At 50.5% G+C, this 15,842-nt stretch carries 17 protein-coding genes; 8 read left to right on the plus strand and 9 right to left on the minus strand.

The features are described from left to right. Window positions 1–35 precede the first annotated feature (35 nt). From HI950_RS25155 to HI950_RS36080, 3 genes are all read left to right on the plus strand, one after another. A complete protein-coding gene (locus HI950_RS25155) occupies window positions 36–716 on the plus strand; it encodes an HAD family hydrolase (RefSeq protein WP_169086994.1) in 681 nt (226 codons plus the stop codon). 90 nt (window positions 717–806) lie between these two features. Beyond that, window positions 807–1,106, plus strand: a complete 300-nt coding sequence (locus tag HI950_RS36075) for a PNPOx family protein (protein WP_223285493.1) — start codon at window positions 807–809, stop codon at window positions 1,104–1,106. Between the two features lie 15 nt (window positions 1,107–1,121). Next, window positions 1,122–1,400 (plus strand): PNPOx family protein, encoded by a 279-nt coding sequence (locus HI950_RS36080; RefSeq protein ID WP_223285494.1) that lies wholly within the window; start codon window positions 1,122–1,124, stop codon window positions 1,398–1,400. A gap of 111 nt (window positions 1,401–1,511) precedes the next feature. Here the strand turns inward: HI950_RS36080 and HI950_RS25165 are convergent, their stop codons facing one another. From HI950_RS25165 to HI950_RS25185, 5 genes are read right to left on the minus strand one after another with little or no spacing between them, the layout of a single operon-like run. After that, a complete protein-coding gene (locus tag HI950_RS25165) occupies window positions 1,512–2,042 on the minus strand; it encodes a GNAT family N-acetyltransferase (protein ID WP_169086996.1) in 531 nt (176 codons plus the stop codon). 1 nt (window position 2,043) lies between these two features. Next, a complete protein-coding gene (locus HI950_RS25170; protein ID WP_169086998.1) occupies window positions 2,044–3,198 on the minus strand; it encodes a YheC/YheD family endospore coat-associated protein in 1,155 nt (384 codons plus the stop codon). Next, window positions 3,198–4,577, minus strand: a complete 1,380-nt coding sequence (locus HI950_RS25175) for a YheC/YheD family endospore coat-associated protein (RefSeq protein ID WP_169087000.1) — start codon at window positions 4,575–4,577, stop codon at window positions 3,198–3,200. Before HI950_RS25175 ends, HI950_RS25170 begins: the two co-directional genes overlap by 1 nt. Continuing rightward, a complete protein-coding gene (locus HI950_RS25180) occupies window positions 4,574–5,797 on the minus strand; it encodes a YheC/YheD family endospore coat-associated protein (RefSeq protein ID WP_169087002.1) in 1,224 nt (407 codons plus the stop codon). The genes HI950_RS25175 and HI950_RS25180 overlap by 4 nt, the downstream gene beginning before the upstream one ends. An 11-nt stretch (window positions 5,798–5,808) precedes the next feature. Beyond that, window positions 5,809–7,179 (minus strand): YheC/YheD family endospore coat-associated protein, encoded by a 1,371-nt coding sequence (locus HI950_RS25185; protein ID WP_169087086.1) that lies wholly within the window; start codon window positions 7,177–7,179, stop codon window positions 5,809–5,811. A gap of 229 nt (window positions 7,180–7,408) precedes the next feature. On the opposite strand from HI950_RS25185, the gene HI950_RS25190 reads away from it, so the two are divergent. Beyond that, a complete protein-coding gene (locus HI950_RS25190) occupies window positions 7,409–7,744 on the plus strand; it encodes a YlbF family regulator (RefSeq protein ID WP_169087004.1) in 336 nt (111 codons plus the stop codon). 90 nt (window positions 7,745–7,834) lie between these two features. Continuing rightward, a complete protein-coding gene (locus HI950_RS25195) occupies window positions 7,835–8,113 on the plus strand; it encodes a hypothetical protein (protein ID WP_169087006.1) in 279 nt (92 codons plus the stop codon). Between the two features lie 94 nt (window positions 8,114–8,207). Here the strand turns inward: HI950_RS25195 and HI950_RS25200 are convergent, their stop codons facing one another. Next, a complete protein-coding gene (locus tag HI950_RS25200; RefSeq protein ID WP_169087008.1) occupies window positions 8,208–8,558 on the minus strand; it encodes a helix-turn-helix domain-containing protein in 351 nt (116 codons plus the stop codon). Window positions 8,559–8,787: 229 nt separating this feature from the next. Between HI950_RS25200 and HI950_RS25205 the strand changes: the two genes are divergently transcribed. Together HI950_RS25205 and HI950_RS25210 are read left to right on the plus strand one after the other, a co-directional pair. Continuing rightward, the gene (locus HI950_RS25205; RefSeq protein ID WP_169087010.1) at window positions 8,788–9,261 is read left to right on the plus strand and encodes a hypothetical protein; all 474 of its coding nucleotides are present in this window, start codon (window positions 8,788–8,790) and stop codon (window positions 9,259–9,261) included. Window positions 9,262–9,350: 89 nt separating this feature from the next. Beyond that, window positions 9,351–10,712: a DRTGG domain-containing protein gene (locus tag HI950_RS25210; protein WP_317618442.1), complete on the plus strand. Its 1,362-nt coding sequence runs from the start codon at window positions 9,351–9,353 to the stop codon at window positions 10,710–10,712. Window positions 10,713–10,720: 8 nt separating this feature from the next. On the opposite strand, the gene HI950_RS25215 is transcribed toward HI950_RS25210, so the two are convergent. The 3 genes from HI950_RS25215 to HI950_RS25225 form a co-directional block, all read right to left on the minus strand. After that, window positions 10,721–11,017 (minus strand): YtpI family protein, encoded by a 297-nt coding sequence (locus HI950_RS25215; protein WP_169087014.1) that lies wholly within the window; start codon window positions 11,015–11,017, stop codon window positions 10,721–10,723. A gap of 88 nt (window positions 11,018–11,105) precedes the next feature. Beyond that, window positions 11,106–11,621 (minus strand): sporulation membrane protein YtrI, encoded by a 516-nt coding sequence (locus HI950_RS25220; protein WP_169087016.1) that lies wholly within the window; start codon window positions 11,619–11,621, stop codon window positions 11,106–11,108. Between the two features lie 3 nt (window positions 11,622–11,624). Further along, window positions 11,625–11,951 carry a YtrH family sporulation protein gene (locus tag HI950_RS25225; RefSeq protein WP_169087018.1) on the minus strand — a complete coding sequence of 109 codons (327 nt, stop codon included), beginning with the start codon at window positions 11,949–11,951 and terminating at the stop codon, window positions 11,625–11,627. Between the two features lie 181 nt (window positions 11,952–12,132). Between HI950_RS25225 and HI950_RS25230 the strand changes: the two genes are divergently transcribed. Then, on the plus strand, window positions 12,133–15,822 hold the full coding sequence (locus tag HI950_RS25230; protein ID WP_169087019.1) for a DNA polymerase III subunit alpha: 3,690 nt from the start codon (window positions 12,133–12,135) through the stop codon (window positions 15,820–15,822). The last annotated feature ends 20 nt before the right edge of the window (window positions 15,823–15,842 follow it).

Here is a 15,842-nt window from a genome sequence, read left to right on the forward strand (position 1 = left end):
AGTATGATAAGAGCAGACTTTGAAGGGGGATTGCAATGATGAGCAAGCTAAAGCTTCAAGTGCCTGAGGCTGTAATATTTGATATGGATGGAACGTTGTTTGAAACGGATACGCTGCTTGTACCCGTTCACAACCGCGTGTTTGAGACGCTACGGGAGGAACGGCTTTATGAGAATGAGACGCCGCCCGTCGAGCGCTTGCTAAGCTGCCTAGGCATGCTGCTGGAGGACATTTGGCGCCAGGTTATGCCAGATAGCACGGAGGCTGCGCGGAAGCGTGCTGATGAACTGCTGCTTCAATACGAGCTTGAAGGCTTGGAGCGTGGAGAAGGCGAGCTTTACCCATACGTCGAGCAGACGCTGCGCGAGCTGAAGGGTCGCGGGGTGAAGCTGTTCGTGGCGAGCAATGGACTTGAGGATTATGTGAAGGGTGTTGCGCGTTACAGAGGTATTGCCGAGCTGTTTGACGGTTTGTACAGCGCGGGAGAATTTGCAACGGCAAGCAAGGTTGATCTAGTAGCGCGTCTGCTGAAGGATCACAGCGTTAAAACGGCTTGGATGGTCGGCGACCGCTCATCGGATGTCGAGGCTGGAAAGGGCAACGGGCTGCAAACGATCGGCTGCGCATATGCGACATACGGGCGCAAGGCAGAGCTTGACGGAGCTGACGTGCTGATTACCGATTTCCGTGAGCTCACTCGCTTGCTGGATCAATAGAGGAAGGGGCTTCCGTATTCACAGCAATCTGATTGAGCCAGAAAAATCGGGATTTGCTGTATAGATACGGAAGACAAAGGAGAATTATTCGTGAATCAAACATTGTGGAAAACCGATCTTATTGTATCTGCCGACCAATTGCAGGCGCTAGTGGGAGAGCCTCACGAAGCGGTTGTCAAAAAATCCGTTTCACAAATGGAGGAGCATGTCCGTCACTTCTTGTCCTTATCCCCCTTGTTTTTCTTATCCTCGTCGAATGCCGCTGGTCGCTGTGATACGTCGCCGCGAGGCGACGATGCCGGATTTGTGAAGCCGCTTGACGATTTTCGACTTGTTTATCCAGAGCGGCCGGGCAATCGGAGAATCGACTCCTTGCTGAATTTGCTGTAAAATCCGCAAGTTGGCATGCTCTTTGTCATTCCCGGCATGCAGGAGGTGCTGCGCATCAATGGGCGCGCAGCGCTTACGACAAATGCAGAGCTTATCGAGCAGATGGATTGGAGCGGCAAAACGCCTGCACTCGCGGTCGTTGTAGAAGTACAGGAATGCTTCATCCATTGTCCGCGGGCTCTCAAGCAGTCTGGCGTATGGGACACCGAAAAATGGCCCAAACCGGAAGAGCTGCCTTCAACAAGCGACATGTTCAAGGCTCATTTACGGATGAATGGCTATGAAGCAAAGTAACGGGCCTTAAGCCGCTTGCAACTGGAATGTATAGCTATGACAGAAAGACAAAAAAACACCTGCAAGGCTAGGCGGCGCGAGTGCGCTGCTCCTTTGCATGTGAAGGCAAGCTTATCTTTGTTTTTCCTTAGCTCCATCTTGCTTTGCTGTAATTGCAAGGAATGGACGAGATGCGGCAGATGTATCCTGCGCGTTATTTCTCTCGAATCGGAGCGTCGGTTTTCCTGTAGGTCCTCTGTGCATAGATACCGCAGTCATGCCAAGGCGGAAGCAGAGCGCCATGCTGGCTGTATTGTCAGTTGCTACGTTGCAGGTGAGCTTGCCTAGGCGCGCAATCATCGCTTGTACGATAGCGCTGCCGATTCCAAGGCTCCTTGCTTCGGGATGAACGACGACCATGCAGGCTCCCTCGCCGCCGTTTTCTGCAAAGCCAAAGCCGGCGATGCGGCTGCTGTGCTTAGCGATCACAGCAACTGCACCGAATGTCCCATCGTGAGCTTCTTTAAGCAGGGAACTGTCCAGCTTGCGAAGCGCATGAATAGTAGAGACAGCTAGCCGCTTATCCCCGAAACGGATGGCAAAGCCGATAAGTCGTTTTTGCTCCAATAACCAAACGTCTGGTGTAAGCAGCTCCAGCTCCAATTTACGCGCCTCCCGCTTTTTCCGCTTTCATTTTAGCCAAATAAGCTCCGTAATGAAAAATGCGCTCCAACGATTTTTGACGAATATGAGGCTCATCAAATTTCATTGGTTTTGAATTCGCTTCAAAAAACCACATATTTCCTACGCTGTCTATGCCCAAATCCATCGACATCTCACCCAAGAGCTGCCCCGAGGCGCGCTCAATTTGTTTGGCAATGAGAACTGCCGTGTTTTTTGCTTTTATTAACAGCTTACGCGCCTGCTCCTCATTAAATGAATTGACGAGCAGCTTCTCCGGATCCTCGATCATGCCGCCCCTTGGCACATGGGTTGTTATGCTCGAAGCGCCGGCTATCCGTGCGCCAATTCCTGTAATGTCCCACTGTCCACGCTGGTTTTTTTGCACGAGCGCGCGAAGGTCAAATCTGCGTTCGTTGAAGGAAGCCAAATCAATGCCCTGCTGGGCAATGTAGGCCTCCCCTCCGCTTTGCTTTTGGATGCGGCTCCACAGCTTATTGATCGATGAGCATTGATAGGTGGCGCTTTTTTTATTTTCTTGTATTTTTAAATGATAGGGCTGCTGGGTTTCGGTTTCAACCTTAATCGTCATGATGCCCTTGCCGGCTTTTCCGCTTTCAGGCTTTAAATAAAGGTAAGAATGCTTGCGCATCATTCGTCCAAGACCCGTTACCGTGATCAGCTTGCGGGTCGTCGGAATATAGGGTTTGGTTGATTTAGAGAGACGCAGCCATTCGAAGAGATCCCATTTGTTGAAGAAAAACGGATTAAAGAGCTTCACATGCGGATGCTTATGGCATGCTTCGATCTTTTGCTTAACAGCAGGCAGCTCTTCATCCTCCCTCTGCGGGATTCGATTATAAATAATGTCGGGGAAAGGAAGAAGGCGCTGCTGCCAGCTGTCGTTCTCTGCATTGTATACGAAGCCTTTTAAGCTGTTCCGTGTCAGCAGCAGGTTTTTTACCGTCACTACATAGACAATAAACCCCATGGATTGACCGGTTCGTATCAAATCGGCGAAGTTGCTGCGGTTTCCTCGGAAGAGCTGAACATCATCATCTATCGTTAAAATAGCCAATACTGTCCTGCCAGCTCGCATTCCTCTTATTTCATAATCTTCTGAATGCTTGCTGTCCATCAGCTATTACCTCCTTGGCCTTGAAAACGGCTAAGGTACATACAGTGCTCAAAAATGTAAGATATCGACGCCCGACCCTCCGAACGAAGCGCAGGATGCTTGAAAATCGAACGGCCTGGCTTAGCATTGGCTTCAAACATCCATATTTCCCCATCTTTATCGATGCCAATATCCAAGCCCAGCTCGCCTAATCGATGCGGATAATTCCGTTCGATGGCCTCCGCTAGCTTGATGGCTGTTTTTTTCGCTTTTTCAAGCACGATACTCGACTGATCGCCGAATGTTTTCTCAAGCGCCTGCTCCGGCGTCATTAGCGATCCGCCGTTTTTCACATGCGTCGTTACACTGCCGCGACCTGCTTTCTTTGCTCCGATGCCGGCAGGTACCCATTCGTTTTTGCCGTTCTTATGCATATGAAAGCGGAAGTCGAGCGGACAGCCATCGATTTCCACAAGCCGGATCCCCTGTTGGACGACGTATTGGCTTAAATTATGGCCATGCTTCGTTTGCAGCATCCGCATCATGCTGTTGAAGTTTGAGAAACGAAGCAGCACGTTTTGGCGGCCTTTGCGGTAACGTGCAAAATAACCGCGCTTTGGATGATAGGTCAGTCTATATATCCCTATACCAAGGCTGCCTGCGGTTGGCTTGAAATAAAGAAAATGATGTTTTTCAAGCATTTCCTTTATTTGTTCCATAGTTGGACCGGAAGCGGAATCGGGCAGATGAACCAACGCTTCAGGATCTTTATCCAGAAGCTTGTAAACGTCGGCCTTATTGAAGAAGCTCCAGTTGAAAAAAGGAATTTTCCGGCGAACGAAGCGCTCGCGGAGCGCATTAATAGATGCGGATGTCTCCGTCTTGCGGTTCGGAAGCCGGTTGTATACGACGTCCGGAAGCGGCACGATCTTCCGATACCAGCTGCCCTGCGTATCAAGAAAATAGCCGTTGACGGTTTCCTGCTGCCAATTGATATCATGCGGAGTGAAGCCGAATAGGTAAGCCTTGTGCTCCCCTGTGCGAATAATCTGCTTAATGAAATTGGTTCGCCCGCCAAACGGGTTGCTCTCCGAGCGTACGCCATTATCGCTTAGTATGCCGACAAGCGGTCCAAGTTGCACCTCATTATCGCCGTTGTTAAGCACATATACGTTTCCGGATTTCGGCACCTTAATCGATTGCCGTATTCCTGTCGACAAGTACAAATGATTGCCTGGCCGGTTCAACTGCTTGATTTCAGCTGTAATTACTTCTTTGCCCAGCTTGAGGTGAACCGACTTTTTGCCTGAGAGCTTCAGATGCTTTAGCAGAGGGCTGGACAAATATACGATATTATTAGACTGCTGTGAGAAATGTACGTTACAAGTTGTCAAACTCATCGATGAACCTCCTGAACGTTGAAAGGCCGTATTTGGTTGTCTGATCTTTTTAACCGGTGACGGCCGTTTGTTGATTCATTGGCTGCAAAGTACGGAGACAAGCGCCTAGACAGCAAGCGTGCATATAAAAGCGGTCTTTCGATGGATAGCCGCGCGGCCTCTAGGTCATTGGCGATTCGAAAGGAAGATCGGCCTGGCTTCGAGTTTGCTTCAATCAGCCAAATGCGGCCGCTTGGCTCAATGCCGTAATCTAATCCAAGCTCGGCAAATCTGCCAAATTTGCTTTCAAGACGTTCTGCTGTTTGCTTGCTTATTGTATGGATCTGCTCTAGCAAACGTTCGGCATTTTGCTGGCCAAATTTGGCAGCAAGCATTGGAGCAGCCGGGAGGGCGTCGCCGCCGCCGTGCAGGTTGGATGTCAGAGATCCCGCTTGCCCGGTACGAACGACGACTCCGGTCAGCGACCATTTTCCTGCGTGATCCTTCTGCATGAGTGTTCTTACGTCAAAAGGCTTGCCGTCCTCACCGCTAAGCGCAAGATAAGGCTGGATTAAATAGGGTGAGCGGTTAATAAAGCTGGTTATCCATTGCTCTAATTCGTTATCGTTTGTAAAAGTCATTGAAAAAGATCCGTTTTGGCGGGTTCTCCCTTTTACCTTCGTTGCTTGCCTGTATGGGCTGCGCCTAATATGCAATATACCTCTGCCCTGCATGCCAGCCGATGGCTTTAGCACAATGCCGCCTAGATGGCGATCCGTCATCTTTTTAACCTGCTCCGCGGATCGATAGGGGGTAGTTGCAGGCAAGTGCTTCGCCAGCAAAGGATCATCTCTAAGCGCGTCATGGACGTCAAGCTTTGCCGGGAGGTTCCCGTTAAGCAACAGATAGGGCTTCTTCTCTGATAAGAAATGCAACATTCTTTGGCAGCGGGTTCGCTGGTTAGCTTCGGTGAAGAAGCATCGATCATAGATGATGTCCGGTAATGGTACCAGCTGCCTCACCCACCGATTTTGCTCATAGCCATAGCCATAAAGCAGCTTCGATTCCGGCTGCAGGCCTTCTTCCGAGAACACATAGACATAAATGCCATGCGGCTTGCCGGCAATGCTGAGCGCTCGGTAGAAGCGGGGCTCCGGCAGTACCGGCTCCGATTCTTCATCCAAGGGTTGACGGGTTATCGATGCGACGACGATTCCGAGTGTAACCATTCGAGCCTGCATAGGCGCCTCCGTTAAAAGCCCGACAAAAATCGGGAATATTGGATCATCATACGGACGGATGGACGGATTTTGTTTTCATGGAGTGGCGTGTTGTCGTTTTTGGACGGCTTTGAATTCACCTCTAGAAGCCATACGCGGCCGCTCGTATCAAGCGCCAAATCAATGCCAAGCTCGCCGAAATGCGCAGGAATTTGTGCATCTACACCTCGCGCGATATTAAGCGCCGCCTGCTGCAGCCGGTGCACGGCTTCATTTCTGCTCATGCCGGATTGTAAATTCGATTTTGTAACGGCCTCCAGCGCCGTGCTGAGCGTTCCGCCGCGCGCAAGGTTGGAAACAAAATGATCGCTGCCGGCTGTACGGGCGACAATGGATGTAAGGGTCCATTTGCCGCTTGCATTTTTTTGGACGAGGGCGCGAAAGTCAACGGGCCGCTTCTGGATTTCAATAAGCTGCAGCCCCTGCTGCACTTGGTATTTAATGGTTTTCATTTTTGCGGAAATGCTCGAGAAGAGCTTAACCAAGCTCGTGTGCTGCTGCCTGCGCGTACCGCCTGCGGTTGCGAACATCGCTTGATAATTGTTCGAGTCGAGGCGGGTTATGCGGATGATCCCTTTGCCCAAGCTGCCGCGCACCGGTTTTAGAAAAACGTTGCTGTAGCGTGAGCACATGGACTTCAGCATCGTATAGTTGCGCAGCAAATGCGATTCGGGCAAATACCGCGCGAGCGATTCATCATTTTTCAGCGCATCAAAAACCTCGACCTTATCCAAAAACTTTTCGTTGAAGACAGTCGTATCGTGCTGCAGTTTTACTTCTTTCATAAAATGTTGTACGCTGGGTCTGTTCTCCAGCTTTCTAGACGTCAAGCGGTTATTGACGACGTCGGGGATGGGCATTTTGACCCGCTGCCAGCCATCTGAATAGACCCAGCCGTCAACGGTATCAAGACTTGTGCCGATCTGGCTAGGGGTGAAGAAATAAACGAATACGCCTTGCGCCGTACTGGCTTCAACGAGCTCCTTGCAAAACATGGTAATGGACCCAAAGGGCTTATCGGGTGTATGCGGATAATCGCGGCTGACAAGCACACCGATCAACGGCCCGAGCACAAGCGTGGAGGTGCCGACCTTGTATTGCAGCCTGATGGGCGTCCCATTTGCAAATCCCATTTGTCTTGCTAAGCTTTGGCTGATCCTCATGCCATCGTATTTTGCGACAGGAATAACCTTCACATGACGCCGGAAGGCACCGAATTTTAATAGGATGTGCTGGCCTTGTGGAATTTTCCATTGCTTTACATAGGCTTCGCCAAGCATGAGCGTATCTTCCGGAAGCATGCCGGAGCTGATCACCTGTACGGCTACTTTTGATTTGAGCATCATAAATCTCCTTCCAAGCAGGAGGATGACCGTAAAAGGTCGGCAACTAGGATTTTTACACGAATTACTTCATCATATGAGGACATATATCCCTTTGTGAATCAGAAAATGATATGTGACTTGTGTAGTTTTCATGAGCTTTTCCATTAGGGGCTTGGCTCACGCATTAATTAAGCGTTATGATTAGTCAAAACCTACACCATCACAATTAATGAATGGAGAGAGATTGATGAATATTTATGACAAGGCATATGAATTAGCGAAGGCGCTGAAGGAAAGTGAGGAAGCGAAGCTGCTGAAGGCTGCGAAGGAGGTCGCAGAAGCGGATCCTGCCGCGAAAGAGATGCTTGATGATTTTCGCGAGCGTCAAAACTTTTTGCAGCAAAAAATGATGGCTGGCGAAGAACCGTCCGCTGAGGATATGGAGAAAATGAACAAGCTCTACGAGGTGATCACGCTAAACCCGTTTATTGGCAAGCTGCTAGATGCGGAGCGCCGCTTTGCGGTTGTGTTCGAGGATGTCAATCGGATCATGTCCGATGTGCTGAAGTCTATCGTAGATTAATAAGAGACATATCCCCTGTCCACTTCTCATAGAATGGTAATGCGGACAAGATAGCGAGCCGCTTACGACCCTATGGAGGAGCTGAAGGAAATGTTTTCCGGAAAAGGCCGTCATGTGTTGTATTTGCTTATAGCGCTTGCAATGCTCGTATATGCGCTTCCGCGTCTTGAGCTGAGCGCGCCGTGGAGCTTGATGAGTGTATTTGGTCTCGTATGGATTTTGTTTGCGTTAGTCATCGTAACGGCGCATGTCAATGCGCTGGTGATGAATGACGAGAAACGCAGGGAGCTTGCCCGCATTAAAAAGGCGAAGGCGCTGCTGTGGGAGCAGAAGCTGCTGCAGAAGGCAACAAGAAAAGCGCGAGGTTAGCTTTTGGGCAGTCAATAGCCCAGCTCTCTAGATAAAGAAGATCCGCCGATATGGATATCGGCGGATCTTCTTTGTGTATTTAAATAATCGCTAATTAAAGCTCCTTAAATTGTACAAGCTGCTTGACGAACTTATATACAGCTTCCTGCTCCTTTAAGGTGAGGCCGTTTATTTGATGGACAATTTTGGTCGCGTAGCCTTCATCAGCAGGCTCTTCCGCGGCATCTGGAATAGAAATGACATTCACAATTTTCTCAAGCGGCGTTTGCAGCGCAAGCGCGATTTTGCTGAGCACGTCAATTGTCGGATTTTTTTCCCCGCGTTCAACTTGTCCCATATAGGAAGCATTAATATCAGCGCGGAAAGCAAGCTGCTCTTGGCTTAGCCCTCTTTTTTTGCGCAGCAGACGAATATTTTCTCCTACTAGCCCTGCAATCTTACTCATACCGTCACCTCAGCCTAACGATAAAACTTTACTTGCCTATCAACAACTCTCTATAGAGCATATTAAAAATAGTGACTATAATCATTGACGAATAGATGGGCTCTTTACTATAATTGTGTAAAAAAGTATCATTCTATTGACATGATTACCTATTAAGGATCGATTTACCAATTACGTCGAAAGTGATAGGATATAAATGGGGAGAAACGTTATGCGAGGAGGTTTGCAAGTGGTTGATGAATTCGAGTTTTTCAGAAAAGTTCGCGCTTATTATAATAACGTTCCCTTCCTAGTTCGATTCACTTATCGCTTGTCTCAACGCGTAAATAAGGCAATAACTGCCCGCGGATCATTCAGCTGTCGCGTAAATCCGCATACCCAGATCGTTGAATATGTGCTTGAGCTAAAATCAGATTCAATTTCTAGACCATACAGCGAGCATAGCTCGTTTTTGTTTTCTAGTATTTATGAAGAGATTCCAGCGCAAGTTATTGAGCTCAATCAATTCCTCATTTTGGCGCTGCGCTATCCGATTCCGATTGATTATGATTGGCAGGCTTTCATTATGTCTGGCGCCGAGGATGCCATCAACTTGCAGACGATACAGCAGCTATTCAAGAAGTGGAAGCTGAAGGGCAAGATGGGACAGTTCATAGACGCCAAGCTGAAGGTAGAGCAGGTGCTGCTGCAATGGCAGCTATGAGGGCGAAGTGAATCGGGACGGACATGACTTGTCCTTCACTTTCTCCTATAATAGGGAGAAAGGATTGCAAGTTGGACGGAGGTTGCAAAGTGGCTCCAATCGGACCGGGTAATGAAACAAGCACGAAGCATGAACAGATTCTGAGTTATATTCAGAGCCTTAAGATTGGAACGAAAATTTCAGTACGCGCTATTGCGAAGTCGCTTGGCGTCAGCGAAGGTACGGCCTACAAAGCATTTAAGGAAGCGGAAAGCTCTGGGCTTGTCAGCACGAAGGAGCGGATCGGAACGGTTCGGATTGACCGCAAGCGCAGGGAGGCGCTTGATCAGCTCACCTTCGGCGAGGTTGCCGAAATCGTCGAGGGAAAGCTGTTCGGAGGGGCGGCAGGTCTTGACAAATCGCTGCATAAGTTCGTCATTGGCGCGATGGAGCTCGATGCGATGCTTCGTTATATCGACGAGGGAAGCCTGTTGATCGTAGGCAACCGAATCGACGCGCATCGCTGTGCGCTTGAGGAGGGAGCCGGCGTTCTTATTACCGGCGGCTTCGAGCCGGGCGCGGAAGTGATCAGGCTCGCTGATGAGCGTGTTCTTCCGATTATTACATCCAGGCATGATACGTTTACGGTAGCCTCGATGATCAACCGTGCCATGTACGATCGGCTGATTAAGCGGAAAATTATGCTGATCGAAGATATCGTCACATTCAGTCGTCCGGCCGATGTGCTTCGAATCGGCCATACCATTTCTGATTTCCTTAAGCTGTCTCTCGAAACCGGCTATTCACGCTTTCCCGTTGTGGATGAGAGAAGCAAGGTTGTCGGCATGATGACGGCGAAGGATGCGGTCGGAACGCCAGAGGATAGCGCAGTCGATAAAGTAATGACTAAGCAGCCGATTACGGCGGCTCCGAACATAACGGTCACCTCTGCTGCACATACGATGGCTGCGGAAGGCATTGATTTGCTGCCTATCGTGGATAGGCACCGCAAGCTGCTTGGTGTCGTCACGAGACAGGAAGTGCTTGATGCGATGCGATTTGCAGGCAAGCAGCCGGAATCGGGAGAAACGTTTGAGGACTTGATGTGGACGGGCTTTATGGCCACGGCAACCGTAAATGCGGCTGGCTTTGATGAGCTGGGCATAGCTTACAAGGGGACGATAACGCCGCAAATGTCGGGTGCGCTCGGGATGGTATCTGAGGGACTTCTTGCCACGCTAATGACACAAGCAGCACGAAAAATGATTCGAGAGACAGCTAAGCGCGATTACTTGCTGGAGAGCATGACGACTTATTATGTTCGGCCCGTTCAAATCGATAGCGAGATTACGATCATACCGAAGGCGCTTGAGATGAGCCGGAAGTTTACGAAGCTGGAAATCGAGGTTAAGGATACGAAAGGATTGGCCGCCAAGGCGATGCTGACGGCCCAGATGATTGACCCGTATTAACGGTTGAATTAGCTTCTTGGCGAGTTGTAGATGCTGAGATTGCGAAGGCCGGCGAATAGATTAAAGACGCCAAGCACTAGGAATATGGCGCCAATGACGATGCGAAGCGTGGATTCGCCGGATAAAAACAGCTGAACCAAAGCGATGAACAGCAGCATAATGCCCATGCTAATATTCATTCTAGCAGAGAAGATAGCTCGTGTTCTCGCATCGGAGGATCGGCGAGATTTAAAGCTGAACACTACCGAGAACACAAGTGATATAAGGATGCCCGGCATGAGCAGCCATTGCAGAAGTTGATCCATAAGCATGTAGCTCCTTTAAGTTATGTAGTTGCAGCATCGATTTCGCAAATAGACAGGCTCTATTGTACCACGAAATGAGGCAACGTGCTTAGGAAGGAGGCTTCGTGTAGTTGCGAACCTTAATCCATACCTGCAGGACATTGTCGACTACGAGGATCGTCTTGACCTCAATGGTGTAGTCTTTGTTGTAAACATCCATATACACTTTTTTCTCAAGGAGCTTGCGAGCGAATTTGGCATCGGAATCAATTGTATAAATGCTTTGGCCGAGGAAGCTTTGGAGATCCTCTTTTATGCGCTTAATCAGCTCGGCTTCCGTCACATGGTCGAAATCAGGCCTGCCGGAGTTTTGGCCGGCTTCTTTTTCGATTCGAGGCAGAATGCTTTTAATGACGGTATGTTGATTTTTGAATTGCTTTAAACTTTGAATATCCTGCTCATACTGCTCCAGCTTCACCTCAAGCTCGCTCTTCAAGATAATTAAAGCCTGAAACTCTGCCAAATAAAAAGAATTATAGACGATAGCTCCGATAATCATCCCGAGAATTAACACCCCAACCATTTGCATGCCTCTCACAAAACGCCCAAACGGCGGTACGCGCATCGCTTATACGGCTCCCTTGCATATGAGACGGACCAGCTCCGTACCTATGTGGGCGCCAAGAAAAGCAATGATGATAAAGCTGATTTGCTGCGCCGCCGGATTCAAGTAACCTTCCATAATGTTGCTTTCTATGACGCGAACGGGATCGATCGATCCGCCGACAGCGGCTACGATTGCCCATATTTTCAGCCTTGCGGCCGTATCAAGCATCGTCGTCGCCGGTGGCAGAAGCATAAATACCGATCCGACCCCCGCGAGCGTCGAGCCTCCAAGGACGACGCCAAATGCGATGAAGAAATCAAGTCCCGCTTTGGACAAATAATAGCTCATAGGTTTACCTCCTAAAAAGATAGTGAAGCGAACCAGCACCTGGAGAAGGAAATAAAGGTTAACGGGTGCAGGGCTGGTTATGCACGCTTGTACGCTCTGCTACCATTCTATGGGCGTGTCCTGCGCTATTATGATAAAATAGACATAACTTATTTGGTCTACGCGGAAAGGAACGGTTGCGATGAGCGGACATAACGAACAATCTTTCGTGCATTTGCACGTCCACAGCGAATATAGCCTGCTTGACGGCGCCGCTAGAATCCGTGACCTTACGGCAAGAGCCTCCGAGCTAGGCATGAAGGCGCTCGCGCTGACCGATCATGGCGTCATGTACGGAGCTATCCCTTTTTACCGGGCATGCAAGGCCCAAGGCATTAAGCCGATTATCGGCTGCGAGCTTTATATGACGAGCGGATCTCGATTTGAGAAAGGTACGCGCAAGGAAAACCCGATTTATCATTTGATTGTGCTCGCCAAAAACGAGACCGGATATCGAAATCTGATGAAGCTTAGCTCCATCGCCCACTTGGAAGGCTTTCATTACAAGCCGCGGGTTGATATGGAGGTGCTGAGCGAGCATTCTGAAGGTTTAATCTGCTTGAGCGCTTGCCTTGGAGGCGAAGTGTCTCAGCATTTGCTTCACGATAGATTCGATAATGCGGAGGCTAGCGCTTTGCGCTACAAAGCCATTTTCGGAGACGACTTTTATTTGGAGCTGCAGGACCACGGTTTGCTAGACCAGAAGAAGGTAGCAGCCGAAATGATAAAGCTCGCCGGCAAGACGGGCATAAAGCTGGCGGCAACAAATGACGTCCATTACCTTCACGCGGAGGATGCCGCCGTTCAGGACGTGCTGCTTTGCATCGGAACGGGCAAAACGACTGAGGATACCGATCGGCTGCGCATGCTGACGGATCAGATGTACATGAAGAGCGCAGACGAGATGGCGCTTTTGTATAGGCATGTACCCGAAGCGCTGGCGAATACGGTTGAAATTGCTGACAAATGCGACCTGGAGCTGACGCTTGGCCGCGCCGCACTGCCCGTTTTCAGGCCGGTACCGGCTGAAATGAGCTCTTCTGATTATTTAATGACGCTGTGCCGTGACGGCCTGACTGCAAGATACGCCGGACTTCCCGAATGGGCTACCGATGCCGAATACAAGCAGAAGGCAGAGCAGCGGCTGGAGTATGAGCTTTCCGTTATCGATAAAATGGGCTTCAGCGATTACTTTCTGATCGTTTGGGATTTTGTACGCTTTGCCCATGAGCGTGGCATACGTACAGGTCCCGGTAGGGGCTCGTCCGCAGGAAGCTTGGTTGCGTACACGCTTCGAATAACGGATGTTGATCCGCTTAAATATAAGCTTTTGTTCGAGCGCTTCCTTAACCCGGAGAGGATATCGATGCCCGATATCGATATTGACTTTAATGACGAGCGCCGCGATGAGGTTATCGCTTACGTTGCCGCCAAATACGGCGATGAGCATGTCGCGCAAATTATTACGTTCGGGACGATGGCAGCTAAAGCGGCTGTACGGGATGTCGGGCGGGCGATGAACGTTCCGTTTCAAGAGGTAGACCGGGCGGCGAAGTTCATTCCGAATCAGCTGGGCATTACGCTTGAGGAAGCGCTTCGCATCAGCAGCGAGCTGCGCGAGGCAAGCGATCGCCAGCCGAAGACGGCGGAAATGCTGAAGATGGCATTGAAGGTAGAAGGAATGCCGCGGCATGCTTCTACGCATGCTGCAGGTGTCGTGATCTCGCAAGAGCCGCTGACGCACTATACGCCTATACAGGTCGGCAGCGAACGAATTCCGCTCACGCAATATTCCATGGAGCATTTAGAAGCGATCGGGCTGCTCAAAATGGATTTTCTCGGCCTGCGGACGCTTTCGATATTAGAGAGGGCGCTTAAGGCTGTGAAGGAGCAGCATGGCAAAACGATCGACTTTCATACGATTAGCGACGATGACCCGGCCACCTACGCGATGCTCAGCCGGGGCGATACGACAGGCATATTCCAGCTGGAATCCGCCGGCGTGCGGCGCGTGCTGAAGGATATGAAGCCAACGGAGTTCGAGGATATCATCTCGGTGTTGGCCTTATATCGTCCAGGCCCGATGGAATTTATTCCCAAATATATTCAAGGCAAGCATGGGCTCGTGACCGTCGATTACCCGCATCCCTCGCTGGAGCCTATATTGTCGGATACGTACGGCATAATCGTTTATCAGGAGCAAATTATGCAAATCGCTTCGCTTATGGCGGGCTTCTCGCTTGGCGAAGCGGATCTGCTGCGGCGCGCCGTCTCGAAGAAGAAGCGCGAGGTGCTTGATGAGGAGCGGGCGCATTTTGTGAAGGGGAGCCTTGCGCAGGGTTATTCCGATACAGATGCGAATCATGTATATGATATGATCGTTCGGTTTGCCGATTATGGCTTCCCGCGGGCGCATGCGGCTGCCTATGGGGTGCTTGCGTTCCAGACGGCATGGCTGAAAGCAAACTATCCGGTAGAGTTTATGGCTTCGATGCTCGCATCTGTGACCGGCAACCAGCGGAAGACGGCTGAATATGTGGATGAATGCCGCCGCATGGGCATTGCGGTGCTGCCGCCTGACGTGAATGAAAGCAGCGTGTCCTTCACGCCGGTTGGAAATGCCGTTCGCTTCGGGCTTGCGGCGATCAAAAACGTCGGCACGCAGGCCATTGAAGCGATCCAGAAGGAGCGCGGGGAGCAGCCGTTTGAGAGTCTGCTCGATCTATGCAGGCGCGTAGATTTGCGAGTCGTGAACAAGCGGGTTTTGGAGTCGCTTATACAAGCGGGAGCTTTGGACTCCTTGCCCGGTCATCGCGCTCAGCTGCTTGGCGCCCTTGAGGAAACCGTTGAGGCTGCTGTCAAATGGCGCAAGGAGCGCGAGGAGCTGCAAATCGAAATGTTTGGCCTCGACGAGGTGCAAAACTGGGATGTCGAGCTTCCGGATATTCGTCCCTACACGACGAGTCAATTGCTGGATTTTGAACGTGATCTGCTGGGACTTTATTTATCTGGACATCCGCTCGATGCAGTTGACCAGCAGCTTGAAACGCTCGGGCTGGACCGCTTGGTTGAGCTGAGCGATGCAAAGGATGGGACGATCGCTATAGTAGGCGTCATGATCGTGTCGCTTAAGCCTTTCACGAATAAGAAGGGGCTATCGATGGGTTTCTTGGAGCTTGAGGATCGTATTATGCGCGTGGAAGCCGTAGTGTTTCCGACGATATGGAAGCGAATCGGGAGCAAGCTTGAGAAGGGCGGCTTAGCGATCATACAGGCGACCGTTCAACAGCAGGATGATGATTATAAGCTGCTTGTCGAGGACTTCGTGCCGATAGGAGATGCGGACATGGATCTCGCGGAGCAGGTAAAGCGGCTGCAAAAACAAGCGCAAGCTCGCGCAGCGCGAACGAATGGCGGCAGCGCGGCTGCAGGCGGGGGAGCTGCCCAAAATCGCACTCAGATAGGCCAAGGAGATAAGACCCAGCGGCCGACTGCGGCTGCAAGCCGGCAAGCCTATCAGAATGCGCCTTCAGAAAAAATCGCGGTAAGCACGGATGGACCTCGCGGAAATGACGAGGCTCGTTCGGTGCCAGCCGACCGCAAGCCGCAGCGCGTTTATATCAAAATCGTATCAGAAAATGAAGAGCCTGCTGTGCTTGAACAGCTCAAAGGGCTGCTTGCGGGGCATTCCGGTCAGCTCGCAACCGTCCTGTTCTATGTGCAAGGCCAGAAATCAATCGCGCTGAGCGACAGCTATCGCGTAAAGCCTTCGCCACAGCTCATAGCATCTGTCGAGCAGCTGCTCGGGGAAGGCGCGATCGTGGTGAAATAGCGAATAATGGATTCAGAAAA

The organism is Paenibacillus sp. PL91, assembly GCF_012935325.2.
Classification (GTDB): domain Bacteria; phylum Bacillota; class Bacilli; order Paenibacillales; family Paenibacillaceae; genus Pristimantibacillus.